Annotated in this window: 25 protein-coding genes; 13 read left to right on the top strand and 12 right to left on the bottom strand. The window is 63.8% G+C overall.

The genetic code is table 11. The features are described from left to right. The first annotated feature begins 72 nt into the window (after positions 1-72). From AC1RZR_RS10385 to lhpI, 3 genes are read left to right on the top strand one after another with little or no spacing between them, the layout of a single operon-like run. Positions 73-357, top strand: coding sequence for an integration host factor subunit beta (locus AC1RZR_RS10385; RefSeq protein ID WP_006200394.1), 285 nt, complete (start codon positions 73-75; stop codon positions 355-357). A 52-nt stretch (positions 358-409) separates the two neighbouring features. Then, positions 410-766 carry a DUF1049 domain-containing protein gene (locus AC1RZR_RS10380; protein ID WP_481828443.1) on the top strand — a complete coding sequence of 119 codons (357 nt, stop codon included), beginning with the start codon at positions 410-412 and terminating at the stop codon, positions 764-766. Positions 767-803: 37 nt separating this feature from the next. Further along, complete coding sequence (lhpI, locus tag AC1RZR_RS10375; RefSeq protein ID WP_477277928.1) at positions 804-1,769, top strand: bifunctional Delta(1)-pyrroline-2-carboxylate/Delta(1)-piperideine-2-carboxylate reductase; 966 nt, start codon at positions 804-806, stop codon at positions 1,767-1,769. On the opposite strand, the gene AC1RZR_RS10370 is transcribed toward lhpI, so the two are convergent. The 4 genes from AC1RZR_RS10370 to AC1RZR_RS10355 form a co-directional block, all read right to left on the bottom strand. Further along, positions 1,766-2,203: an EVE domain-containing protein gene (locus AC1RZR_RS10370; protein ID WP_477277930.1), complete on the bottom strand. Its 438-nt coding sequence runs from the start codon at positions 2,201-2,203 to the stop codon at positions 1,766-1,768. The two genes, lhpI and AC1RZR_RS10370, sit on opposite strands and share 4 nt — an antisense overlap. Then, complete coding sequence (locus tag AC1RZR_RS10365; RefSeq protein ID WP_481828442.1) at positions 2,200-2,595, bottom strand: VOC family protein; 396 nt, start codon at positions 2,593-2,595, stop codon at positions 2,200-2,202. The genes AC1RZR_RS10370 and AC1RZR_RS10365 overlap by 4 nt, the downstream gene beginning before the upstream one ends. Positions 2,596-3,033: 438 nt before the next feature. Next, positions 3,034-3,246, bottom strand: coding sequence for a hypothetical protein (locus tag AC1RZR_RS10360; RefSeq protein ID WP_481828441.1), 213 nt, complete (start codon positions 3,244-3,246; stop codon positions 3,034-3,036). A gap of 41 nt (positions 3,247-3,287) precedes the next feature. Further along, the gene (locus AC1RZR_RS10355; RefSeq protein ID WP_477277936.1) at positions 3,288-3,530 is read right to left on the bottom strand and encodes a hypothetical protein; all 243 of its coding nucleotides are present in this window, start codon (positions 3,528-3,530) and stop codon (positions 3,288-3,290) included. Positions 3,531-3,757: 227 nt separating this feature from the next. Between AC1RZR_RS10355 and AC1RZR_RS10350 the strand changes: the two genes are divergently transcribed. After that, entirely contained in the window at positions 3,758-4,714 is a 957-nt protein-coding gene (locus tag AC1RZR_RS10350) for a LysR family transcriptional regulator (protein ID WP_481828440.1), read from the top strand. 417 nt (positions 4,715-5,131) lie between these two features. Here the strand turns inward: AC1RZR_RS10350 and AC1RZR_RS10345 are convergent, their stop codons facing one another. Next, positions 5,132-5,821 (bottom strand): helix-turn-helix transcriptional regulator, encoded by a 690-nt coding sequence (locus AC1RZR_RS10345; RefSeq protein ID WP_481828439.1) that lies wholly within the window; start codon positions 5,819-5,821, stop codon positions 5,132-5,134. A gap of 136 nt (positions 5,822-5,957) precedes the next feature. Here AC1RZR_RS10345 and AC1RZR_RS10340 point away from each other — a divergent pair, with 136 nt between their 5' ends. The 6 genes from AC1RZR_RS10340 to olsB all read left to right on the top strand — a co-directional run bounded on the left by AC1RZR_RS10340 (position 5,958) and on the right by olsB (position 12,935). After that, complete coding sequence (locus AC1RZR_RS10340) at positions 5,958-7,043, top strand: RsmD family RNA methyltransferase (RefSeq protein WP_481828438.1); 1,086 nt, start codon at positions 5,958-5,960, stop codon at positions 7,041-7,043. Beyond that, a complete protein-coding gene (locus tag AC1RZR_RS10335; RefSeq protein ID WP_477277944.1) occupies positions 7,044-7,901 on the top strand; it encodes a TrmH family RNA methyltransferase in 858 nt (285 codons plus the stop codon). A gap of 13 nt (positions 7,902-7,914) precedes the next feature. Beyond that, positions 7,915-8,397: a signal peptidase II gene (gene lspA / locus AC1RZR_RS10330; RefSeq protein WP_477277946.1), complete on the top strand. Its 483-nt coding sequence runs from the start codon at positions 7,915-7,917 to the stop codon at positions 8,395-8,397. Between the two features lie 57 nt (positions 8,398-8,454). Continuing rightward, positions 8,455-9,444, top strand: a complete 990-nt coding sequence (gene acuI, locus AC1RZR_RS10325) for an acrylyl-CoA reductase (NADPH) (protein ID WP_481828437.1) — start codon at positions 8,455-8,457, stop codon at positions 9,442-9,444. A gap of 142 nt (positions 9,445-9,586) precedes the next feature. Beyond that, positions 9,587-11,875 carry a PAS domain-containing hybrid sensor histidine kinase/response regulator gene (locus tag AC1RZR_RS10320; protein ID WP_481828436.1) on the top strand — a complete coding sequence of 763 codons (2,289 nt, stop codon included), beginning with the start codon at positions 9,587-9,589 and terminating at the stop codon, positions 11,873-11,875. A gap of 184 nt (positions 11,876-12,059) precedes the next feature. Continuing rightward, on the top strand, positions 12,060-12,935 hold the full coding sequence (gene olsB / locus AC1RZR_RS10315) for a l-ornithine N(alpha)-acyltransferase (RefSeq protein ID WP_379103255.1): 876 nt from the start codon (positions 12,060-12,062) through the stop codon (positions 12,933-12,935). 93 nt (positions 12,936-13,028) lie between these two features. On the opposite strand, the gene AC1RZR_RS10310 is transcribed toward olsB, so the two are convergent. Together AC1RZR_RS10310 and grpE are read right to left on the bottom strand one after the other, a co-directional pair. Then, on the bottom strand, positions 13,029-13,661 hold the full coding sequence (locus tag AC1RZR_RS10310) for a trimeric intracellular cation channel family protein (protein ID WP_481828435.1): 633 nt from the start codon (positions 13,659-13,661) through the stop codon (positions 13,029-13,031). Positions 13,662-13,763: 102 nt separating this feature from the next. Continuing rightward, complete coding sequence (gene grpE, locus AC1RZR_RS10305; protein WP_481828434.1) at positions 13,764-14,399, bottom strand: nucleotide exchange factor GrpE; 636 nt, start codon at positions 14,397-14,399, stop codon at positions 13,764-13,766. 232 nt (positions 14,400-14,631) lie between these two features. Here grpE and AC1RZR_RS10300 point away from each other — a divergent pair, with 232 nt between their 5' ends. The 3 genes from AC1RZR_RS10300 to AC1RZR_RS10290 all read left to right on the top strand — a co-directional run bounded on the left by AC1RZR_RS10300 (position 14,632) and on the right by AC1RZR_RS10290 (position 16,553). Beyond that, positions 14,632-14,832: a hypothetical protein gene (locus AC1RZR_RS10300; protein ID WP_481828433.1), complete on the top strand. Its 201-nt coding sequence runs from the start codon at positions 14,632-14,634 to the stop codon at positions 14,830-14,832. A gap of 98 nt (positions 14,833-14,930) precedes the next feature. Further along, the gene (locus AC1RZR_RS10295; protein ID WP_477277958.1) at positions 14,931-15,320 is read left to right on the top strand and encodes a hypothetical protein; all 390 of its coding nucleotides are present in this window, start codon (positions 14,931-14,933) and stop codon (positions 15,318-15,320) included. Positions 15,321-15,530: 210 nt separating this feature from the next. Further along, complete coding sequence (locus AC1RZR_RS10290; RefSeq protein ID WP_477277960.1) at positions 15,531-16,553, top strand: fatty acid desaturase; 1,023 nt, start codon at positions 15,531-15,533, stop codon at positions 16,551-16,553. 98 nt (positions 16,554-16,651) lie between these two features. On the opposite strand, the gene AC1RZR_RS10285 is transcribed toward AC1RZR_RS10290, so the two are convergent. The 5 genes from AC1RZR_RS10285 to AC1RZR_RS10265 form a co-directional block, all read right to left on the bottom strand. After that, positions 16,652-17,272, bottom strand: a complete 621-nt coding sequence (locus AC1RZR_RS10285) for a DJ-1/PfpI family protein (RefSeq protein ID WP_481828432.1) — start codon at positions 17,270-17,272, stop codon at positions 16,652-16,654. A gap of 192 nt (positions 17,273-17,464) precedes the next feature. Continuing rightward, the gene (locus AC1RZR_RS10280) at positions 17,465-19,072 is read right to left on the bottom strand and encodes a GMC family oxidoreductase (protein ID WP_481828431.1); all 1,608 of its coding nucleotides are present in this window, start codon (positions 19,070-19,072) and stop codon (positions 17,465-17,467) included. 105 nt (positions 19,073-19,177) lie between these two features. Further along, positions 19,178-19,711 (bottom strand): DUF934 domain-containing protein, encoded by a 534-nt coding sequence (locus tag AC1RZR_RS10275; RefSeq protein WP_481828430.1) that lies wholly within the window; start codon positions 19,709-19,711, stop codon positions 19,178-19,180. A gap of 165 nt (positions 19,712-19,876) precedes the next feature. Continuing rightward, entirely contained in the window at positions 19,877-20,641 is a 765-nt protein-coding gene (locus AC1RZR_RS10270; RefSeq protein WP_477277968.1) for a phosphoadenylyl-sulfate reductase, read from the bottom strand. Next, positions 20,616-22,286, bottom strand: coding sequence for a nitrite/sulfite reductase (locus tag AC1RZR_RS10265; RefSeq protein ID WP_481828429.1), 1,671 nt, complete (start codon positions 22,284-22,286; stop codon positions 20,616-20,618). Before AC1RZR_RS10265 ends, AC1RZR_RS10270 begins: the two co-directional genes overlap by 26 nt. Positions 22,287-22,323 lie beyond the last annotated feature (37 nt).

Raw genomic sequence — 22,323 nt, 5'->3', positions numbered from 1 at the left:
GGGGCAAGTGAAAAAAGCAAATAAAATCATCCTCATAATTTTGACCACACTGCTTTCACGGGGACCCGTCTCATGATCAAGTCCGAACTTGTGCAGATTATTGCCACGCGTAATCCGCATCTTTTCCTGCGCGACGTCGAAAACATCGTCGGCGCGATCTTCGATGAGATCACCGACGCACTTGCCGAAGGCAATCGGGTCGAGCTGCGTGGCTTCGGCGCTTTTTCGGTGAAAAACCGTCCCGCCCGCACCGGCCGCAATCCGCGCACCGGTGAATCCGTCGAGGTCGAGGAAAAATGGGTGCCGTTCTTCAAGACCGGCAAGGAGCTGCGTGAAAGGCTGAACGGCGGCAAGTAGGCGCGGCGTCAGCGCCAGACGGCCTTTCGGCCAGCTTCCGACGGAAAACATCATGTTCAATCGCTTCATGCTCATCGTGGTCTTCGTGCCCCTGGCGGTCATCCTGATCGCGCTCGCCGTCGCCAACCGCGAACTGGTCGCCTTCACGCTGGACCCGTTCAATCCCGGCAATCCAAAGCTGACGCTGACCTTGCCGCTGTTCATCTTCCTGTTCCTGGCTCTCGCCGTCGGCATGGTCGTCGGCAGCCTGGCAACCTGGGTCAAGCAGGCCCGCTACCGCAAGCTGGCGCGCCAGCGCGGCGTCGAGGCCGAGAACCTGCGCCAGGCGGTCAGCCGCGCGCCGGCGGCGCCGCAAGGCACGGTCCCAGGGTCGGCCCAAGGATCAGCCTTGCCGAAACCGACCACTTGAACCGCCGGTCGGCGGTTTTTGCTCCACGGAGTTTTCCATGCTGACCATTTCGGCCGCCGAGGTCGATCATGCGCTGACCTTTCCCGGACTGGTCGAGACACTGCGCACGGCGTTTCGTGACGGTGCGGTACAGCCGGTAAGGCATCACCATACGGTCGAACGGCCCGACGGCGCCGCCTCGACACTGCTTTTGATGCCGGCCTGGACCGACTTCAACGCCGCCGGCACGTCGGCCAGCGGTCACATCGGCGTCAAGATCGTCACCGTCTCGCCCGACAACAACACCATCGGCAAGCCCGCGGTGATGGGGCTCTATCTCCTGCTCAACGGCGCCACCGGAGAACCTGAAGCCTTGATCGACGGCCAGCGGCTGACGCAATGGCGCACCGCCTGCGCTTCGGCGCTGGCGGCCTCCTACCTCGCCCGCGACGATGCCGCGCGGCTGCTGGTGGTCGGCGCCGGCGCGCTGTCGCCGTTCCTCGCCAAGGCGCACTGCGCCGTGCGGCCGATCAAGACCATCCGCATCTGGAACCGCACAGCCGCCAATGCCGAGAAGGTTGCGGCCGATCTGCGCGCCGAAGGCTTCGCGGCCAGCGCCGCAAGTGATCTCGATGCCGAACTCGGGCAGGCCGACATCGTTTCCTCGGCGACAATCACCACAACGCCACTGATCAAGGGCGCACTGCTGCGGCCGGGAACCCATGTCGACCTGGTCGGCGGCTTCACCCCGACGATGCGCGAAAGCGACGATGACGCGATCGCGATTGCCCGCGTCTATGTCGACACCCGCGCCGGCGCCACCAAGGAGGCTGGCGACATCGTCCAGCCGCTGACCTCCGGCGTGCTGAAGCCAGACGCCATCGTCGCCGATCTGCACGAACTGTCGCGCGGTGAGAAAAAGGGCCGCGAGAGCGCCGGTGAGATAACACTGTTCAAGTCGGTCGGCGCGGCACTCGAGGATCTTGCCGCCGGCATTGCCGTCTACAAAGCGCTCGTGGCTTAGTTTTCTGCCAGGGCCATTTTTGCGCCCATCGCCCCGGCGATCAGCGAAAAATCATGCGCGCTGAGTTCGAAAAGGCCAAAGCGAAGCTGATAACCCCAGTTCGACTTGCCGGCTGTGAAGTCCAGCCTGTCGAGCAGCGGTTTGATCGCTGCTTCCTCGGCCATTGCCCACGCGACGTCGCGCCGGAACGGCGTGAAGCCGCCACCCATGTCACCCTGATAGGGTTCGCCTTGCCGCACCGTGCCGATCGCCGTGAAGGCCTGCAGGCCGTCCTTTTCGCCGAGTATGGTGGTCGGCGAATAATAGACGATGCCATCACCGGGCTTGATGCGGCGCAACGGTGCCGCCTTGCCGTGATTGACCTGCATGAAGCCGCCCTGCCGCCCGCGCCGGACATGTTCGGCCGACGCCACTGCGATCCAATGCGCGCTCATTTGTGTTCCCCTGTGGCCTGTTCCCCGTCGGATAGCCAGTAGACGCGCAGGCGATGGTTGTCGGGATCGAGCGCAACGAAGGTACGGCCGAAATCCATGTCGGTCGGCGTCTGCAGGATTTTCAGCCCGCGCCCAGCCCAATCGGCGTGGGTAGCGTCGACCGCGTCCGGCGTATCCAGCGCAAAGACGATTTCGGCGCCGCCGCCTGCCGCGGCCGCGGCCGGCTCCACCGTATGGCGCGACCAGAGGCCGAGCTTGAAGCCCGCATCGAGCACGAACAGCACGAAGGTCGGCGAACTTTCGACCGGCTCGCGACCGAGCAGCGCACTGTAGAAGGCGCCGCTCTGCTGGGGCTGGTCGACATAGAGGATGACGAAGTTCGGGGCGGCCATGTCTGCTCTCCAAGGTTCAGCGTTTCGACTTGCCGACCATAGGATGAGCTGCTGTCAGATTCTGGCAGTGGGTCAGTTACCCACTGCCAAGCATCGACAGGCCGGTCTCGTCCAGCGTGACATCGTCGCCGACGACGCCGAACGGCACGGCCAGCGAGCCGTCCGGCTCCTGCGCCCCGAGCCCCGAAAATCAAGGCCCGGTCGCCGCGCACATTCACCCAGGAAAAGGGCAGCACCATGCCAGGCGGCAGCTTCAGCGGCCCGGGCAGGACGATACCAAGCTCCGCGAGCCGACGACCGGCGCCGCGTTGGCCCCCGCAACCTCCCGCCGAGCTTTCCTGCTTGCCGCCGCCTCATCAAGCGGGCAATCGCTCCAAGGTCGGCGCCGACCCCCCCGTGGCGCGGAGGTCGTCGACCCCCGCGCCGGCAAGCAACGACCTACTGGAAATTGAAATACAGTGCCGGCGGGTACTGCGACCCGTCGGTGGCCGGCACATTTGCCTGCGCCGCGGGCTTGACCCCGCCTGTGGCCATGTTGTCCAGCGGCGGCTTGGCCTGCTCGGCCTTGGCGGCAACGTCCTGCGTCACCGGGACTTTCTTCTGGGCCTCCGCCGTCTGCGACAGGGCAAGCACGACGAACAGCCCTGACATAACGAATTTCTTGACGGTTTTGCTCTCCTGGCTCTGTGGCCTCATGGCTTGAAACCAGACTCGTCGAGCACGGCGACCTGGTTGCCGTCGATGTAGAAGCGGATCGCGTGCGCCTCGTTGTCGATGTCTATGCGCGTCGGTTGCGCGGCCAGCCCCGCCGGGGCGGTCCTGGCATATTTCGAGGGAAAATCCCCAGCCGGTGCGTAATGGAAGAGTAAAGCCAATGCGATGCATCCGGCGGTAAATACAATGAAGGTAAGTCTGGAAGAGATGGTCGACGTCATCTAGTCGTTCCTTCAGGTTGAAGTTGCATCTACGGTTCGGTTGCTCCAGGATTTCCGATCCTGGCACAATCGAGCCGGCGCTGGCGTGGTCTAGCAGGCAATCGTTTGATCAGTATTTGAAGATCGCAAAAAAGCTCTTGTCGGAGCTGGTTGTGAGCCAAGTCACCGGAGATGAGAGCGCTGCGAATTAATTATCTCGATGACGTGCTGCTGTCTTGTGCTATGTTTTGTTCAGCCTGCTGCAAAAATTGCAGCGGTGGTGCCAGAGGCCGCCGATGCGTTACCTGAACTCCGCTCACTATATCAATGTGGTGGCCAAGACCGGTTCGATCCGCGCCGCCGCGGAATTGCTCGCCATAACCTCGACGGCGCTCAACCGGCGTATATTGGCGATGGAGGCCGAACTCGGCGTTGCGATTTTCGAGCGACTGCCTCACGGCGTGCGATTGTCCAGCGCCGGCGAGCTTCTAGTGCAGCACATGCGCAACCAGTTATCCGATATGGAGCACGTGAAATCGCAGATTGCAGACCTTGCTGGCGCCCGGCGCGGCCATGTGGCGATCGCCTGCAGCCAGGCGCTATTGCCCTACCACCTGCCGACGCAAATCTCACTCTACCGCAAGGAACATCCGAATGTGACCTTCGGAGTGCACCTGCGCGACCGGGAGGAGGCCGAGCGTGCCTTGGTCGATCACACGGCCGACATCGCCATCGTCTACGAGCCAACCCGGCTGGCTGCTTTCATGACGCTGATGCGGGTGCACCAGCCAGTGCATGCGGTTATGCGGCCCGATCATCCGCTGGCTTCTCACGAGACGGTGCGCTTGCGCGCTTGCCTCGACTATCCAATCGCGCTTCCCACATCAAGTTACGGCGTGCGCTACCTGCTCGACATCGGGGCGCAATCGTCATCGCTGCAGCTGGAGCCGGTGATTCAATCGGACAGCTTCGAATTCCTGCGCAACCACGCTATCTCGGAGGATATCATCACTTTCCATTTCCCAATTGGCCTGTCCCACCAGACGATGACTGGTGACATGATCTCCCGGCCGCTCGACCCGCGCGACGTGCCCGCTGGCATGCTCTATGTCGGCCAACTCAAGGGCCGCACCCTACCGGTGGCCGCTGCCCGTTTCGCCGACCAGCTTTCCGCCTCGCTGGCGCAGCAGTATGACGTGTCGTGATGGCACCTGCCACTCAGCTTGATACACCTGGATAAGGCTGTCGGGGTTGCTGTCAAGCGTTGCTGGTGTATGCGCACCCGTCAGGTGCGCAGCGACACTGTCCGGGCCTTTGTCCTAGGCCCGCGAAGCGCCGGCTGTGCACGATGAAGCTGGTCGGCGTCTTGATGGGTGAACGCAGGAGCGCGTCGAGCACTCGTTATAGCAGGCTCGGACATATGCGAAAGGGTGCGACGCCGGCGGCGAGCAATCGATTCTGGCGATTTATAGGGGCCCTATGCATCGTGTAGGTCTCCCCGTGCATTGGCGGCGATCAGAGGCAAGTCCTTGGCGCTCATTCTTTCCGCCATGTTGCAAATTCCGGTAGCGGGTCAGTTTGGATTTCAAACTGACCCACTACCCAGAATCTGGCAGTAGCCATCACGAACCACGTGGCTTGTCGAGTGTCGCCCGCCATTCCTTCAGCAGCGCCTGGCGACGGCGCGGATAGCGCGTGTCTGTTGCTTGGAGCGCTGCGATGCGATCGGCGCGAAAATGCCGGAAGTCCTCGCGCATCTCGCACCACGCCACCACGACCCGCACCTTGTCGAAGAACCCCAGCGCAAACGGCCAGACCACGCGTTCGGAGGCGGCGCCGCCGGCATCGCGGTACAAGAAGCCGAGCTTGCGCTCGTTGCGGATGGCCAGCCGCACCAGGCCGAGGTCGATGCCCTCGACGGCCGCGGCGGGAGGCCCGACGAGCAGCGGGCTCGCGTCGAGATCGTCGCGCAGATCGTCCGGCAGCACGGCAGCGACCTTGGCCAGCGCGTTGGCGGCAGCAGCCGAGAGACGCTGGTCCGGCTGCTTGGCGACCCAGCGCGAGCCGAGCACGATGGCCTCGATCTCCTCGTCGCTGAACATCAACGGCGGCAGCATGAAGCCGGGCTTGAGCACATAGCCCAGTCCCGCCTCACCCTCGATCGGCGCGCCCTGGCCCTGCAGCGTGGCGATGTCGCGGTAGAGCGTGCGTATCGAAATCCCGAGCTCATCGGCCAGCGCCTGCCCGCTCACCGGCCGGCGGTGCCGGCGCAGCGTCTGGATCAGGTCGAGCAGGCGTTCCGAGCGGGACATATCGAAGATTTGCCCGTTTCTTTGACATTGGTCCACCGCCGGCCGACACAAACCGGAGAGGCTTGCGCAGCGGACTTGGTTGCGAAGCAGGTTGGCCTATGCCAAAAGCGGCCACGCCGCTCGGAGATGCTCCTGCTTGAAGTCATTTCGCGACAAACGCCGCGACAACCGCCCGCCCGCGAAGGGCGGAACCGCAGAGGCGCGCCCGCATGAGGGGCGCGGCGTGGCAAGGCCGGACGCCAGGCCGCGCGAGCGGCCTGAGACGAAAGCGGATGACCGCTCCGAGCCGAAATCGGCGCCGCGCATCCTTGCCCGCCGCGACGGCGCCCTGCCCACCGAACATCTTCCTATGATCCTCGAAGTGGCGCCGAATGCCGATTATGCGCTGCTCGACAGCGGCGCCGGGCAGAAGCTCGAACAATACGGGCCCTACCGCATCGTGCGGCCCGAGGGCCAGGCGATCTGGCAAAAGGCCTTGCCGGCAAAAGACTGGGAGCGCGCCGACGCCATCTTCACCGGCGATACCGACGAGGAAGGCATCGGCCGCTGGCGCTTCCCGAAGACGCCGCTCGGCGAGACCTGGCCGATGAAGCATGACGGCATCGACTATCTCGGCCGTTTCACCTCGTTTCGCCATGTCGGCGTCTTTCCCGAACAAGCCTCGCACTGGGACCACATGGCCGGGTTGATTGCGGCCGCGAAACGGCCGATCAAGGTCCTGAATCTGTTCGGCTATACCGGTCTCGCCTCGCTGGTGGCGGCCCGCGCCGGTGCCGAGGTCACCCATGTCGATGCCTCGAAGAAGGCTATCGGCTGGGCTCGCGAAAACCAGGAAATGGCCGGGCTCGGCAGCAAGCCGATCCGCTGGATCGTCGACGACGCGGTGAAATTCGCCGAGCGTGAGGAACGCCGCGGCAGCCGCTACGACATCGTCCTGTTCGACCCACCGGCCTATGGCCGCGGCCCCAAGGGCGAGGTCTGGCAATTGTTCGAGGACTTGCCTGCATTGACCGACCTTTGTCGCGCGATCCTGACGCCGAAGCCGCTTGCCGTGGTGTTGACCGCCTATTCGATCCGCGCCTCGTTCTTCGCCATTCATGCCTTGATGCGCGACACCTTCGCCGGCATGGGCGGCACGGTCGAATCGGGTGAGTTGATCATCCGCGAAAAGTCCGCCGGCCGGGCGCTATCGACCTCATTGTTTTCGCGCTGGGTGGCCTGAGTGAACGAGCGGCATGCAGGCGCACCCGGACTGGTGAAGGAAGTCACCAGCCTCGCCAACCCGCTGGTCAAGGACATCAAGGCGCTCGCCCAGAAGAAATTCCGCGATCAGCAGAACGCCTTCATGGCCGAGGGATTGAAACTGGTCATCGACGCGCTCGATCTTGGCTGGCAGATCAGGACACTGGTTTTCGCCAAGGCCGGACGCGGCAACGCCGCGGTGGAGAAAGTCGCCGCACGCACGGTTGCCGCCGGCGGCACGGTGCTCGAAGTGTCGGAAAAGGTGCTTGTCGCCATCACCCGCCGTGACAACCCGCAAATGGTGGTCGGCGTCTTTTCGCAGAGATTCCTGCCCTTGAAGGATGTCCGCGCCGACAATGGCGACGTTTGGGTGGCGCTCGACCGGGTGCGCGATCCCGGCAATCTCGGCACCGTCATCCGCACCATCGATGCGGTCGGCGCCAAGGGCGTCATCCTGGTCGGCGACACCACCGATCCTTTTTCCGTCGAGACGGTGCGTGCCACCATGGGTTCGATCTTTGCCGTGCCGGTGGCCAGGGCGACGACCGAGGCTTTCCTTGCCTGGCGGGGCGGATTTTCAGGCCTTGTCGCCGGCACCCACCTGAAGGGCGCCGTCGACTACCGCTCGGTCGATTTTTCCCGCGGCCCGGTGCTGCTGATGATGGGCAACGAGCAGCAGGGGCTGCCCGAAAGCCTGGCCGCGAGCTGCGACAGGCTGCTCAGAATCCCGCAGGCAGGCCGCGCCGATTCGCTCAATCTTGCGGTCGCCACCGGCATCATGCTGTTCGAGATCCGGCGCGGCGCGCTGAAGCTCGAAGCAATCGTGGACCAGCAATGAAGGTTGCCCGCCCGTGAAATCATGGTCCCCCTACGCGCTGCTCGTCGTCGCGGCCATAGCGCTCGACCAGTGGATAAAACATCTGGTCGAGACCGGACTGCCGTTTCAGGAAAAGCTCGATCTCGTGCCTTTCCTGGCGCTGTTTCGCACCTACAACACCGGCATCGCCTTCTCGATGTTCTCGTCCTTCGGCGACACCGGGCTGATCGTCATTTCGCTGGCGGTCGTTGCCTTCGTGCTGTTCCTGGCGACGCGGATCGCGCCGTCCCAGATCCTTGCCCGCACCGGCTTTGCGCTGATCGTCGGCGGCGCGCTCGGCAATCTGATCGACCGCGCCGTCTACGGCCATGTCATCGACTACATCCTGTTCCACACGCCGGTCTGGTCCTTCGCCGTCTTCAACCTTGCCGACGCCTTCATCTCCGTCGGCGCGGCACTGGTCGTCTTCGACGAACTGTTCGGTTGGCGGCGCGAGCCCAGACCTTCGAACGATTGACCCCGTGCGGCCATCGCCGCACAGTCCACGTCGCCAAACAAGATCGCGGAGAAAGAGATGTCCGAAACCTTCAAAGCCATCCTCGTTTCGCGTGACGCCGAGAAAAAGCAATCGGTAGCCGTGACCGATCTCACCGAAGCCGACCTGATGGAAGGCGACGTCACCATCGCGGTCGAGGCGACAACGGTGAACTACAAGGACGGCTTGGCGATATCAGGCAAGGCGCCGGTGATCCGCCGCTGGCCGCTGGTGCCGGGCATCGATTTCGCCGGCACCGTCACCTCGTCTTCCCATCCTGACTGGCGCGCCGGCGACAAGGTCATCCTGAACGGCTGGGGCGTCGGCGAGACCCATTTCGGTGCCTATGCCGGCCGCGCCCGCGTCAAGGGCGACTGGCTGGTGCCGCTGCCGCAAGGCATGAGCCCGCATGATGCGATGGCGGTCGGTACCGCCGGCTATACCGCCATGCTTTGCGTGATGGCGCTGGAGCGGCACGGCATCCTGCCCGATCGCGGCCCGGTGGTGGTAACGGGGGCAGCCGGCGGCGTCGGCTCGGTCGCGGTCTCGATCCTGTCCAGCCTCGGCTACCATGTCATCGCGTCGACCGGCCGCAACGCCGAAAGCCCCTATTTGATCAACCTTGGCGCCGCCGAAGTGATATCGCGCGACGAGCTTGCCCAGCCGGCCAAACCGCTGGCCAAGGAGCGCTGGGCCGGCGGCATCGACGCTGTCGGCAGCCACACACTGGCCAACGTCCTGTCGATGACCTCCTATGGCGGTGCGGTTGCTGCTTGCGGCCTGGCCGGCGGCATGGACCTGCCGGCGAGCGTCGCCCCCTTCATCCTGCGTGGCGTCTCGCTGCTCGGCATCGATTCGGTGATGGCACCGAGGGCAGTCCGCCTCGAAGCATGGCGGCGCATCGGCACCGACCTCGATCTGCAGAAGCTCGCCAGCCTGTCGACGACCATAGGTTTCGACGGCATCATCGATGCGGCGCACGACATCGTCGACGGCAAGATCCGCGGCCGCGTCGTCGTGGATATGTAAGCCTGTGCGGCCTCGAAGCAGGCGGATGGAAATGCCCCGCCTGCCGGCAAATCCGTGGCTGCCGGGGCAGAAAACGCTGATCCGCTAAAATTCGAACGATCCGCCGCAATCTTCCATAATCTCTGTCTGGCAAGGGTTTCGCATGATCGCGGAATCCGGCAGCCAACAGGCGGACACAGGCGAAGACGTCGGTGCGGCGACCCCGCCGTCGTCGACGCGGCGCTTTGTCACCGCGCCGCCGCTGGTGCCAGAGTCGCAGTTCTCCACGCGCGAAGGCCTGCCCCTCCTGACGTTTGTCGCCATCGTCGTGCTGGCCGGCCTGGCGCATCTGACCGGGGCGCCGATCTTCATCAGCGTCGGATTGCTGGTAACCGGCCTCGCCGGCCTTGCCACGCATCTGCACGCCAGGCGAAGCGTACACCGTACCGCGGTCCTGCTTGACGAGACCACTGCCCGCAGCCGCGCCGAGATCGAGACGCTGGCCGACCGCATGTGGGAAATGCAGGAGAGCGAGGAACGCTTTCGTGGCCTGATCGACGCACTTGGCGACCTCGTCATTCATCGCGACCGCGATGGCTACATCGTCTATGCCAACAAGGTCTTCGCGGACCTCGTCGAAACCGATCAGCGCGACCTTGCCGGCAAGACCCTGGCGGACCTTGGCATCGATGTCGGCATCGTTCCGGATGCCGCCTTTTCCGACCATGAGTGCCTGAGTTCCACCGACGTCTCCATCCGTACGCCGAGCGGTCCGCGCTGGTTCTCATGGATTGAACTGTCGGTGCGCGACAAGGACAGCGGCGCCGCTTCGCATCGCGCCATCGCCCGCGACATCACCGCCCGCAAACGAGCCGAATCCTCACTGATCACCGCTCGCGAGCGGGCCGAATATGCCAGCCAGGCCAAATCGCGCTTCCTTGCCACCGTCAGCCATGAAATTCGCACGCCGATGAACGGCATCATGGGCATGGCCAGATTGCTGGCCGACACCAGCCTGTCACCGGAACAGCAGACCTATGTCGGCGCCGTCTCGACCTCGGCCAGCGCATTGCTGGCCCTGATCGAGGATCTGCTGGACTACTCCAAGATCGAGGCTGGACGCTTCGACCCGGAGCCGCAGCCGATGTCGGTGCGCGAGATCGCCGACAACATCATCGAACTGCTCGCCGCCCGCGCCTTCGCCAAGGATATCGGGCTCGGCTGCCACGTCGAGCCCGACGTGCCGCAATTGATCACTGCCGATCCGGGCAAGGTCAGGCAGGTGCTGCTCAACCTCATCGGCAATGCCATCAAGTTCACCGACAGCGGCGGCGTTTTGGTGAGCATCGCACGCGCACGCACCGAAACCACCGACCGCATCTGCTTCACCATCGCCGATACCGGTCCGGGTCTGCATGACGAGGACCTGGAGCGCATTTTCGAAGAGTTCGAACAGGCCGACGGCACGTCGACGCGCACGCATGGCGGGGCCGGCCTTGGCCTTGCCATCTCCAAACGCCTGGTGGCGGCCATGGGCGGCACGATTTCAGTATCCAGCCGGCTCGGCCAGGGATCCGAATTCGTCTTCGAAATCCCGGCAATATCGGCCACCGAAGCACCGCAGAGCCGGCAAAACGCGCTCTCGGGCAAACACGCGGTGATCCTGTCGAAAAACGCCGTCGAAGCCGATGCCATCGCCCGCACCATCCGCGCCAATGGCGGCGCGGTCGGCATCGCCACCACCGTCGCGCAGGCGGCGCCCTTCGCCGACGGCTGCGATGTGCTCCTGGTCGACGCGGCCATGGAAGAGAGCGACGGAAGGTTGCTCAAGCGCCTGCGCCAGAGCGGTTTCGCCGACTGCGAGGCCATCACGCTGATCGCGCCGACCGACCGCGGCATGCTCGGCGAGTTCCGCGCCAGCGGCTACGCAACCTTCCTTGCCAGGCCGGTACGGGGCGGAACGCTTCTGCGTGTGCTGTTGAGCAGCCATGCTCCCACCCTAGCCCAGCCGCAGCCGGAAAAGGGTGGCGCCCCCGCGCTTCGTGCCATCGGCAGCCGCCAGCGGGGACTGTCGGTGCTGATCGCCGAGGACAATGACATCAACGCCATGCTTGCCCGCGCCACGCTGCTGAAGGCCGGGCACCGCGTCAAAGTGGTCGGCAACGGCAAGGCCGCCGTCGAGGCTGTCACCGGTGCCGGACACAAGAACCGGTTCGACGTGGTTCTGATGGATCTGCACATGCCGGTCATGGACGGGCTGGACGCGATCGCCGCCATCCGCCGCCACGAGGAGGAAACCGCCGTGCCGCCGGTGCCGATCATGGTGCTGTCGGCCGACAGCCAGGAAAAGACCCGCCATGCGGTGCTGGCTCATGGCGCCAGCGGCTTCGTCACCAAGCCACTCGACCCTGACGCGCTGGTCAATGCCGTCGAGGGACAGGTCGCGGCCTGAGCCGCTTTTCTTCCTCTGCGCCGGTCCGTTTCCTCCTGCAAGGTAGCCGGTTGACCGTATTCGCCAGCCGACGAAGTATTGCCCACGACGTCGTATCACGGTACTGTCACAATCCTGTTGCACCTACACCGTATCCCCGTGCCAAGAGGGATGGCTCGAAGGAGAATCACTCGTGCATACAGTTATGCCGGAATGTGACACTCGGCCGAACGCCAGCAGCGCCTTGCTTGCCGGGCGTAACGTCGATTCCGTCATAAAGGGCGCAGCACTCGCCCGAATCGGTAATCTCGAAGTGCGGCTCGCCCGCAACGAGGCCGAGATCGCGGCCGCACAGGAAGTCCGCTACCGGGTGTTTTACGATGAACTTGGCGCCAGGAAAGATTTGTTCCAGGCGCAGGATCGCCGCGACGCCGACCGGTTCGATCCGCTCTGCGACCATCTGCTTGTCTTCGATACCTCGCTCTCCGGTCCCGAACATCGCCGCATCGTCGGCACCTATCGCCTGCTGCGGCAAGAAATCGCGGCCGCCGCTGGCGGGTTCTACTCGGAAGGCGAATTCGAGCTGACCAAGCTCATCGCCCGTCACCCCGGCCAGCGTTTTCTGGAACTCGGCCGCTCTTGCGTTTTGCCGGAATACCGCTCGAAGCGCACCATCGAGGCGCTGTGGCAAGGTATCTGGGCCTACATCAACCACTATGAAATCGGTGTGATGACCGGCTGCGCTTCCTTCCACGGCACCGTGCCGGCAGCGCATGCCGAGGCGCTCACCTATCTCGCCCACCACTGCCGGACGAATTCCGCCTGGGACGTGCGCGCGGTGTCCGGACGCTACTGTTCGATGGATCTGATGCCGATCGAGGCGGTCAACGCCAAGGCTGCGATCGCGGCGATGCCGCCGCTGGTCAAGGGCTACCTGCGCGTCGGCGCCCGCATCGGCGATGGCTGCGTCATCGACCGCGAATTCTCGACTGTCGACGTGTTCGTCGTGATGCCGGTCAAGGAAATCGGCGCCCGCTACGTCAACTACTATGGCGGGGAAGCCCAGCGTTTCGCGGCGTGAATAGCGAATAGCGAATAGCGAATAGGAAGTAGTGGCGGGAGTTGCGCGGCAACAGCCACTATCCGCTACTCCCTATTCGCTATTCCCTTCTTTTCACGGGATGTCTTCCGGCCGCCGGCCGGGCCGGCTCTTGTAGGGGGGAAACGCCCAGCCGAAACGAAGCGCGCCGCCGCGCACGGCGAATGCCGCGGCGAAGCCGGCCCATCCTGAAACAATCTGTGGCAAGCCGGCGACATCGCCTGCTGTGAAGATGGCGGCACCCGCGAGGGCGGCCGTGACATAGATTTCCGGCTTCAGCAGCACCGAAGGCTCCCCGGCCAGAAGATCACGCAGGATACCGCCGAATGTGGCGGTCAGCATGCCGGTGATCACCGACACCGCCGGCGAGCCGGTGATGGCAAGTCCCTTGGCCGCGCCCATCACGGAAAACGCGGCAAGCCCGATGGCGTCGAGCCAGAGCAGCAGCTTGTAGCGAGATTCGACGCGGTGCGCGGTGAAGAACACCACAACGGCCACCACCGCGCAGATCAGCACATAGTCGCGGTTTCCCACCCAGAACACCGGCACGTTGAGGATCAGGTCGCGAAATGTGCCGCCACCGATGCCGGTGACGCTGGCCAGGAACAGGAAACCGATAATGTCGAGCTGCTTGCGTGAAGCGGCAAGCGCCCCGGTCGCGGCAAAGACGGCGACACCGGCATAGTCGAGAAGCGCGATCGGGTTCATGAAGCGAACGATGAAAAGAGTGAGTAGCGAGTAGGCAATAGCACGAAGCCGCTATTGCGTATTTCCTTATTGCTACTCGCTATTCGCTATTCGCTTGTCCGTTCAGGCATCCTTCTCGGCCTGCTCATTGACAGGCCCCGGCTCGACCGGCTTTTCGCCGGCGGCAAGCTTGGGACCGCCCTTGGCGACGCCGACCATGGCCGGGCGCAGCACCCGCTCACCGATCGAATAGCCCGGTTGCACGACCTGGACCACGGTGTTTGCCGGGACATCCGGATTGGGCACCTCAAACATCGCCTGGTGGAAATTGGGATCGAACTTCTCGCCTTCCGGCGTGAGCTTCTTGACCCCGTGCCGCTCAAGCGCCGACAGCATGGCGCGCTCGGTGAGGTCGACGCCTTCGATCAGCGCCTTGAAGCCGGCATCGCCCGATGCCTTGGCCTCGGCCGGGATGGCGTCAAGCGCGCGGCGCAGATTGTCCGACACCGACAGCATGTCGCGCGCGAAATTCGCCACCGCGTAAGTGCGCGCGTCGTGCACGTCGCGCGCGGTGCGGCGGCGCAGGTTTTCCATCTCGGCCGCAACGCGCAGCGCGCGGTCCTTCAGTTCTTCATTTTCCTTCAGCAGCCGCACAAGGGCTTCATAGTCGCCATCGATGCTGCCTTCCGTGCGCTCGGCATTGGCCTCGGTTGCCTCGACTTCATCGGGCGCGCGTTCGTCTTTTGCCTGGTCGCTCATCGCCGTTTCCCGTCAATCTCGAATGATGTGGATTTTGAGCCCGATATCGAGGTTTGGCGGCCAAAAATCAAGGGGTAAGCGATAGTGGAGGCTCTCGGCCGGGGCAGGACTAGGAATGGCAAGGTCCTTCGATTTTAATTCAAATTTTACCCTAACCGCCGGCTTTGCTTGCCACGTGATGCGGGAACCATTCCCTTGCTGGAGGAGTTTCGAAGCCGACACAGGATTTAAGATGATGACCCGCAACAAAGGCGAAAAGGGAGAAGGGCTGGCCGCCGAGGTCAGGAGGCAGTTCGGCGCCGAGACGGTGACGCGCTTTCTGCGCACCTTGCCGGCCTTCCGCACCGAGGCCGACATTCCCGACCGGTTCAGGGAGCTGCTCGACCGCCTCGACGGCGCGGAGGACGGTGACGCCGGCTGGCGCCGACAGTAACCCAACGACCAATCTTGTCAGCAAACCTCTATCGGCAATAGCCTGACAGAACCGAACCATCTAATGACAGATGCGGTGTGGTTCACATGGAGGACTTAATGCGCAAGGTTTCGATCACCTCATTGCTGTCGGCGCTTGTCGGCCTCGGTGCCGTCACATTGGTGGCCTTTCCGTCACAGGCGGACAGTCTGCAGCTGGAACTGGGCAAACACGGCCCGCGGCTGAAACTCCTGGAAGATTGCGATCCCAACTACAACGATTGCGAAGACATCCGCCGTGACGATCGCCGAGAGCGCCACGACCGCCGTCAGTGGCGAGGCTGCACGGAAGACCGGGCTCTCGACAAAGCGGAGCGAATGGGCATCCGTCGGGCAAGGATAGAGTCCGTCGGCCGCCGTGAGATCACGGTCCGCGGCAGACAGGACGGCGACCGCGTGCGCGTCACTTTTGGAACCGAGCGTGGCTGTCCCATCCTCGACCGCGAGTAGAGACCGGCCGCCAATTGAAAACCCGATGCTCAAGCGACAGAGAGAGCAGCGGGCCTCAGCGACGCTTCAAAGCTCACCGCTCGGGGGTGAACCAACACGCTGATCAAGCTCCGATTGGCTGGCTCGACCGCTGAGCCACGCGACAATTACGCACAGTAATTTTGCGTGAGCTTGCCTTGCGGTGGCGGGGCGCCCCGCCTATGCTTCCTGATGAACATGATTTCCCCTGAGGCGGCCGCAAACAGCAAGCGCGCCTGGCTTAAGATTCTGGCGCGCTACAAGAAGCCTGACAGGCGCCGCAGCGCCGTCGAACTCGCCATCACCCTCATTCCGTTCGCCGTGCTCTGGGGACTGTCCTCGGCTGCCTATGCCTATGGCCATTGGTGGGGCCTGGTCCTGATCCTGCCCGCCGCCGGGTTTTTGGTGCGCATTTTCATGATCCAGCACGATTGCGGCCATGGGTCCTTCTTCGCCAACCGCTATGCCGACGACTGGATTGGCCGCGCGCTCGGCATCCTGACGCTGACGCCCTACGACTGCTGGCGGCGCGCGCACGCGACGCATCATGCCAGCGCCGGCAATCTTGACGAGCGCGGCATGGGCGACATCAGGACGCTGACCGTTGCCGAATACCGGCAAATGTCATGGCGAGGCCGCCTTGCATACCGTCTCTATCGCCACCCGCTGGTGATGTTCGGGTTGGGGCCGATCTGGCTGTTCATCTTCGAGCAAAGGCTGCCCATCGGCATGATGCGGGGCGGCCTGACGCCCTGGGTATCGTCAATGACCACAAATCTGGGCATTGCGGTTGCTGCAGCTATCCTCATCTGGTTCGTCGGCCCCGGCGCATTCCTGGTTGTCCATCTGCCGATCGTCATCCTCGCCGGTTCGGCCGGTATCTGGCTGTTTTACGTCCAACACCAGTTCGAGGAGACGGAATGGGCAAACGATGCCGACTGGGAGTTCCAGCATGCCGCCCTGCACGGATCGTCCTACTACGACCTGCCGCCGGTCCTGAACTGGTTCACCGGCAACATCGGCGTTCATCATGTCCACCACCTCTCCGCCAAGGTGCCGGGCTATCGGTTGCAGGAAGTGCTGCGGGATTATCCCGAACTGCGCGGCATCGGCCGCGTGACGCTGCTCGACAGCCTGCGTTGCGTCAAACTGGCGTTGTGGGACGAAAACCGCCGCAAGCTGGTGTCGTTCCGCGAGGCCCGGGCAGCGGCATAAAGAGCCGCCGCACCATGGGCGCGGCGGCATTGGCAACTCCTGGATGTCTTTTCGACGCAATTCCGGGCGGAAAACCGTACACTTTTCCGGGAATTGGATCAGGCCGCCTGGCGCTCGTCGCGCATCAGGATCTCGCCGTGGCGGATTTCCGTGCCCAGCACCTTCAGGCATTCGCGGATGAAATTGGACAGGCCCGGCCATCCCTTGGCTGAGACGAGATTGCCATCGACATGGGCGCCGGTCGGCGCCACGTCGATATAGATGCCGCCGGCGAGCGTCACCTCCGGCTCGCAATAGTGCAGCGCCGCCACTTCCCGGCCCCGCACCACGCCGTCGACGGCGATCAGGATCTGCACGCCATGGCAGATGGTGAAGATCGGCTTGCCGGCTTCGTGGAAATGCCGCACCAGCGCCTGCACCCGCTTGTCGATGCGGATATATTCCGGCCCGCGCCCCCCCGCCGCATAGACGGCATCATACTCGTCCGGCTTCACCTCGGCGAAGGTCTTGTTGAGGATGTAGTCGTGGCCCGGCTTTTCCGTATAGGTCTGGTGGCCTTCGAAGTCGTGCAGCGACGTCTTCAGGATGTCGCCGGCCTTCTTGTCCGGGCAGACGACATGCACCGTGTGGCCAACCGCATGCATGGCCTGTTCAAAGACGAAAATCTCGTACTCCTCGCTGAACTCGCCAACGAGCATCAATATCTTCTTGCCAGCCATCCCGGTTCCTCCCTTGTGGCCATATTTATTTCGGATCGCGAAATAATAGACTTATCCTAAGGGCAGGACGGCAAAAGAGAAAGCACAAATCGCACCATTGGTAAGACCAGTTCATCCGCATTGCGACTTGAATCGTCGCCGGACGTTTCACAGCAGGCGAAAACTGCACTACTGGTTCGACCACACTTCCGATCAGATAGCCTCCCTGATCATGTCCGCCGCCTTTTCGGCGATCATGATCGTCGGCGCATTGGTGTTGCCGCCGATCAGAGTCGGCATCACCGAGGCGTCGACGACGCGCAAGGCCTGCATGCCGCGCACCTTGAGTTGTGGATCGACCACCGCCAGATCATCGATACCCATCTTGCAGGTGCCCGCCGGGTGATAGATCGTATCGGCGCGGGCTCGGATATGGGTCATCAGCTCTGCATCGCTCGAAATGCCGGCGGTGTAGATTTCCCTGGCGCGGTATTTGGCCAGCGCCGGCGCCTCCAGTATGCCGCGCATCATTCTGACACCCTTGAGCAACAGCTTGGCGTCGCGTTCGTCGGACAGAAAGCGCGGATCGATGCGCGGTGGCGCCAGCGGATCCGGCGTCGACAGCCCGACCTCGCCGCGCGAATGTGGCCGCAGCACGCAAACGTGGCAGGAAAAGCCATAACCCATATGCAGCTTGCGGCCATGATCATCGACGATGGCGATGCAGAAGTGCAGTTGCAGGTCGGGCCGGCCGATCGCCGGGTCGGATTTGAGGAAGGCGCCGCCTTCCGCGTAGGGCGTGGCGATCATACCGCCGCCATCCTTGCGCCAGCGCCGCAGATGCCGCAACAGGCCAGGCAGACCGCGCAGGCCGATGCCCATCATGTCGGCATCCCTCGATGTCCAGCCCATGATGAAATCGAGATGATCCTGCAGGTTCTTGCCGACACCTGGCAGTTCATGGACGACCGGAATTCCGTGCGCTGCAAGCTCGACAGCTGGGCCGATCCCGGACAGCAACAAGAGCTGCGGCGAGCCGAACGCACCGCCGCAGACGATGACCTCGCGCCTGGCTTTCGCGACGGCTTCACCCTTGCCCGCGCGGTAACGCACGCCGGTGGCCCGCTTGCCGTCCAGGACGATGCCCGTGGCATGCGCTCCGGTGACAACGGTAAGGTTTGGCCTGCTCATCGCCGGATGCAGATAGGCGGCGGCCGCCGAGCAGCGCTCGCCATTGCGGCGTTCGCCCCAGAATTGCGTCACCTGATACAGTCCGGCGCCTTCCTGTTCGACCCCGTTGAAATCATCGTTGCGCCTGATCTGGCTTTCGCCACAGGCCTCGATGAAGGCACGGGAGAGCGCACGCGGCTCCTGCTGCTCGGCGACCCGCAACGGTCCGTCACCGCCATGCAGGGCATCGCTGCCACGCTGATTGCCTTCCGCACGCCGGAAATAGGGCAGCACCTCGTCCCATGACCAGCCGTCGCAGCCGAGATCGGCCCATTCGTCATAGTCGCCGCGGTGTCCGCGTGTGTAGAGCATGGCATTAATGGCGCTCGAGCCACCCAGCGCCTTGCCGCGCGGTTGGTACCCCTTGCGGCCGCCAAGCCCCGGCTGCGGCACCGTCTCGAAGGCCCAGTTGTTGAGCTTCGGCCGGCCCGGCAACAGCGCGATGACGCCTGCCGGCGCGCGGATGAGCAGATTTCTGCCCTCGCCGCCGGCTTCGATCAGGCAAACCTTTTTCGATGGATCTTCGGAGAGTCGCGCGGCAAGCGTGCAGCCGGCGGAGCCGCCACCGGCAATGACATAGTCGAAAACCATGGTCTCCTCCAGCATCCGGCGGATGTTTCCGTCCGGATGGCCGAGAGAAGGCCCGATCAGGGGCGTTGTAAAGGCGCGCGGAATTACCGCTGCGTCAACCTGGCACTAACTGGCCCGCACCCGCCGCCATGAATAGCCGGGCCCCTTTGGCTCCGGCACGGCGGTTGGCTGGTAGTAGAGCCCCAACCCGCCGGTGCGGCCCTGTTCGAGGCGCTTCAACAGCACCGGATTCGAGATCTCGAACTCGTCGAAGCCGAGCCGCAGCATATGCGGCAGCTGGTCGACCAGCACCTGGCCGGTGGCGCGCACCGCACCCACGAAATGATAGCGGCTGCGCAGCAGTTCGCCCTTGGAGAAAGATCGGCCGTCGCTGAAGGCCGGAAAGGCCAGCGCCACCAGCGACAATTGCTCGAGCAGGTCAGCTATCTTCTCGAGCTGATCGCCCGGCTGCAGCACGACACCGAGCCGTTCGCTGGCGGACCGGCGAACCTCCGGATCGAGATCGAGGAACGCCTGCAGCGGCAGGATGAAGCGGCCATTGCCGGATAGTGCATCCGCGCTTTCGGCATGAGCCCACTCATCCTCGCGAAACCCCGTCGGGGTCCAGAGGCGGGTCTCCGGTGTCGTCGGTTCGGTCATCAAAATTCCTAAGTCCAAAAGAATCCCAAGATGTTGAAACTTGGCTCGGGCCAAGCCGGAGATGGTGGCTTCCGGGAACCGAAGCGGCGTGTACTTTTAGGCACGCCAGCACTGGAAGCCCAGGAAACCGCTATTTGCAGGCCGGCATCACCTGATCAACATAGCTTAAAGCGATGCGTCGGTCAGCGACTTCTCCAACCCCGACAGGTGAATGCCGCACTCGGTCTTGGCATGACCGGCCCAGCGGCCGCTGCGCGCGTCCTCCCCCGGTTGCACCGGCTGCGTGCACGGAAAGCAGCCGATCGACAGATAGCCGTAGGCGACCAGCGGATTTTCGCGCAGCGCATGCGCGCGCATGTAGTCCGCCTGGTCCGACGTCGTCCAGTGCGCCAGCGGATTGATGCGGATGCGCGGGCCGACCGCTTCGAACACCGGTAGCCCTGCCCGGGTCGAGGCCTGGAAGCGCTTGCGGCCTGTGAACCAGGCGCGGAAGGGCGCGACGCCGCGCGCCAGCGGCTCGACCTTGCGCACGTCGCAGCAGGCGTCGGTATTACTCTGGTGCAGATTGCCCGTCGGATCGATCCGTTCGAGCGCCGCTGCCTCCGGCTTGATTACCCGGATATTGGTCAGCCCGAAATCGGCGACGAGCGCATCGCGATAGCCGAGCGTCTCCTCGAAATGCTTGCCGGTGTCGAGGAAGATGACCGGCAGCGTCCGATCGATCTTGGAGATCATGTGCAGCAGCACAGCCGAATCCGCGCCGAACGACGACACGGCGGCGATCTCGTCATGGAACAGTTCGCGGGCCGAGCGTTCGATGATCTCGAGCGGGTTCAGATGACCGTAAAGCGCATCGAGCCCCGCCGCTTCGGCGGCGATGCCGTCATCGACATCGACGATACGGTCAAGCGGCCTTGGCTTCGCCAGCATAGAGCGCCTCCTTGAACGGCGCGGGACCGACACGGCGGTAGGCGTCGATGAATTTCTCTTGTGGGTTGAGCCGAAGGCCGAGATAGGTCTCGACGATCTGCTCGATGGCGTCGGTGATCTCTTCCGAGCTGAAGCCGCGGCCGATGATCTCGCCGACCGAGGTATTCTCGTCGGCCGAGCCGCCCAGCGTCACCTGATAAAGCTCGGAGCCCTTCTTCTCGACGCCGAGGATACCGATATGGCCGACATGGTGGTGGCCGCAGGCATTGATGCAGCCGGAGATCTTCAGCTTCAGTTCGCCGATCTCGCGCTGCCGCTCCAGCGATGCGAAGCGAAGCGAGATTTCCTGCGCGATCGGAATCGAGCGCGCCGTCGCCAGCGCGCAATAATCGAGGCCGGGGCAAGCGATGATGTCGGATATCAAATTGGAATTGGCCGTCGCCAGCCCGATGTCGACCAGCGCGTCATAGACCGCCTTCAGGTCGGCGCGCGCCACATGCGGCAGGATCAGGTTCTGCTCATGGCTGACACGCAGCTCGTCGAAGGCGTATTTTTCGGCGATGTCGGCGACCGCTTCCATCTGGCTGTCAGAGGCGTCGCCCGGCACCTCGCCAATGCCTTTCAGCGAAATGGTCACCGCCGCATAGTCGGGGTGGCGGTGTGTCACCACGTTCTGGTCGAGCCAATCCGAAAAGCTCTTCGAATCGAGGCGCGAAAGCTTCACCGCCGCGTCGCCTTCCGGCCGGTCGGCTAGCGCCGGCGGCGCGAAATATGCCTGGATGGCGCGGATATCGGCATCCGGCAGCTTCAGCTCGGCATCCTTCAATTCCTGCCATTCGGCCTCGACCTGGCGGGTGATTTCCTCGACGCCGGTCTCGTGGACGAGGATCTTGATGCGCGCCTTGTACTTGTTGTCGCGGCGGCCATAGAGGTTGTAAACGCGCAGGATCGCGGTGCAGTACGAGAGAAGATCGGCTTCCGGCAGGAAGTCGCGGATCTTCCGGGCGACCATCGGCGTGCGGCCCTGGCCGCCGCCGATATAGACGGCGAAGCCGAGCTCGCCGGCGGCGTTCTTCTTCAGGTGCAGGCCGATGTCATGCGTCTGGATGGCGGCGCGGTCGCGCTCGGCACCCGTCACCGCGATCTTGAACTTGCGCGGCAGGAACGAGAATTCCGGATGCACCGACGACCACTGGCGCAGGATTTCCGCATAGGGGCGCGGGTCGGCGACCTCGTCGGCGGCGGCACCGGCAAAATGGTCGGCGGTGACATTGCGGATGCAATTGCCGCTGGTCTGGATGGCGTGCATCTCGACGCTTGCCAGATCGGCCAGGATCGCTGGGATGTCCGACAGCGCCGGCCAGTTGAACTGGATGTTCTGGCGCGTGGTGAAATGGCCGTAGCCCTTGTCGTATTTGCGGGCGATGTGGCCGAGCATGCGCAACTGCTTGCCGTTCAGCGTGCCATAGGGCACCGCGATGCGCAGCATGTAGGCATGCAACTGAAGATAGACGCCGTTCATCAGCCTCAGCGGCCGGAACTGGTCCTCGGTGATCTCGCCGGCAAGACGGCGCTGGACCTGGTCGCTGAACTCGGCGACGCGGGCCTGGACAAAATCGTGGTCGAACTCATCGTAACGGTACATGCTTCGTCTTTCAGGGCGCCTCCGCCCATGCCTGGTG

The organism is Mesorhizobium bavaricum (assembly GCF_056781655.1).
Note: the sequence above shows the minus strand (reverse complement) of the source record. Positions and strands in the feature narration are given on the sequence as shown.

What these genes read in the sequence shown, in the direction of transcription:
- AC1RZR_RS10290 (WP_477277960.1), top strand. Translation starts at nt 15,531, where the DNA reads ATGAACATGATTTCCCCTGAGGCGGCCGCAAACAGCAAGCGCGCCTGG.
- acuI (WP_481828437.1), top strand. Translation starts at nt 8,455, where the DNA reads ATGTCCGAAACCTTCAAAGCCATCCTCGTTTCGCGTGACGCCGAGAAA.
- AC1RZR_RS10370 (WP_477277930.1), bottom strand. Translation starts at nt 2,203, where the DNA reads ATGAGCGCGCATTGGATCGCAGTGGCGTCGGCCGAACATGTCCGGCGC.
- AC1RZR_RS10280 (WP_481828431.1), bottom strand. Translation starts at nt 19,072, where the DNA reads ATGGTTTTCGACTATGTCATTGCCGGTGGCGGCTCCGCCGGCTGCACG.
- lhpI (WP_477277928.1), top strand. Translation starts at nt 804, where the DNA reads ATGCTGACCATTTCGGCCGCCGAGGTCGATCATGCGCTGACCTTTCCC.
- AC1RZR_RS10385 (WP_006200394.1), top strand. Translation starts at nt 73, where the DNA reads ATGATCAAGTCCGAACTTGTGCAGATTATTGCCACGCGTAATCCGCAT.
- AC1RZR_RS10270 (WP_477277968.1), bottom strand. Translation starts at nt 20,641, where the DNA reads ATGCTGGCGAAGCCAAGGCCGCTTGACCGTATCGTCGATGTCGATGAC.
- AC1RZR_RS10300 (WP_481828433.1), top strand. Translation starts at nt 14,632, where the DNA reads ATGATGACCCGCAACAAAGGCGAAAAGGGAGAAGGGCTGGCCGCCGAG.
- AC1RZR_RS10275 (WP_481828430.1), bottom strand. Translation starts at nt 19,711, where the DNA reads ATGACCGAACCGACGACACCGGAGACCCGCCTCTGGACCCCGACGGGG.
- AC1RZR_RS10265 (WP_481828429.1), bottom strand. Translation starts at nt 22,286, where the DNA reads ATGTACCGTTACGATGAGTTCGACCACGATTTTGTCCAGGCCCGCGTC.
- AC1RZR_RS10355 (WP_477277936.1), bottom strand. Translation starts at nt 3,530, where the DNA reads ATGACGTCGACCATCTCTTCCAGACTTACCTTCATTGTATTTACCGCC.
- AC1RZR_RS10365 (WP_481828442.1), bottom strand. Translation starts at nt 2,595, where the DNA reads ATGGCCGCCCCGAACTTCGTCATCCTCTATGTCGACCAGCCCCAGCAG.
- AC1RZR_RS10380 (WP_481828443.1), top strand. Translation starts at nt 410, where the DNA reads ATGTTCAATCGCTTCATGCTCATCGTGGTCTTCGTGCCCCTGGCGGTC.
- AC1RZR_RS10285 (WP_481828432.1), bottom strand. Translation starts at nt 17,272, where the DNA reads ATGGCTGGCAAGAAGATATTGATGCTCGTTGGCGAGTTCAGCGAGGAG.
- AC1RZR_RS10360 (WP_481828441.1), bottom strand. Translation starts at nt 3,246, where the DNA reads ATGTCAGGGCTGTTCGTCGTGCTTGCCCTGTCGCAGACGGCGGAGGCC.
- olsB (WP_379103255.1), top strand. Translation starts at nt 12,060, where the DNA reads ATGCCGGAATGTGACACTCGGCCGAACGCCAGCAGCGCCTTGCTTGCC.
- AC1RZR_RS10295 (WP_477277958.1), top strand. Translation starts at nt 14,931, where the DNA reads ATGCGCAAGGTTTCGATCACCTCATTGCTGTCGGCGCTTGTCGGCCTC.
- AC1RZR_RS10320 (WP_481828436.1), top strand. Translation starts at nt 9,587, where the DNA reads ATGATCGCGGAATCCGGCAGCCAACAGGCGGACACAGGCGAAGACGTC.
- AC1RZR_RS10345 (WP_481828439.1), bottom strand. Translation starts at nt 5,821, where the DNA reads ATGTCCCGCTCGGAACGCCTGCTCGACCTGATCCAGACGCTGCGCCGG.
- AC1RZR_RS10310 (WP_481828435.1), bottom strand. Translation starts at nt 13,661, where the DNA reads ATGAACCCGATCGCGCTTCTCGACTATGCCGGTGTCGCCGTCTTTGCC.
- grpE (WP_481828434.1), bottom strand. Translation starts at nt 14,399, where the DNA reads ATGAGCGACCAGGCAAAAGACGAACGCGCGCCCGATGAAGTCGAGGCA.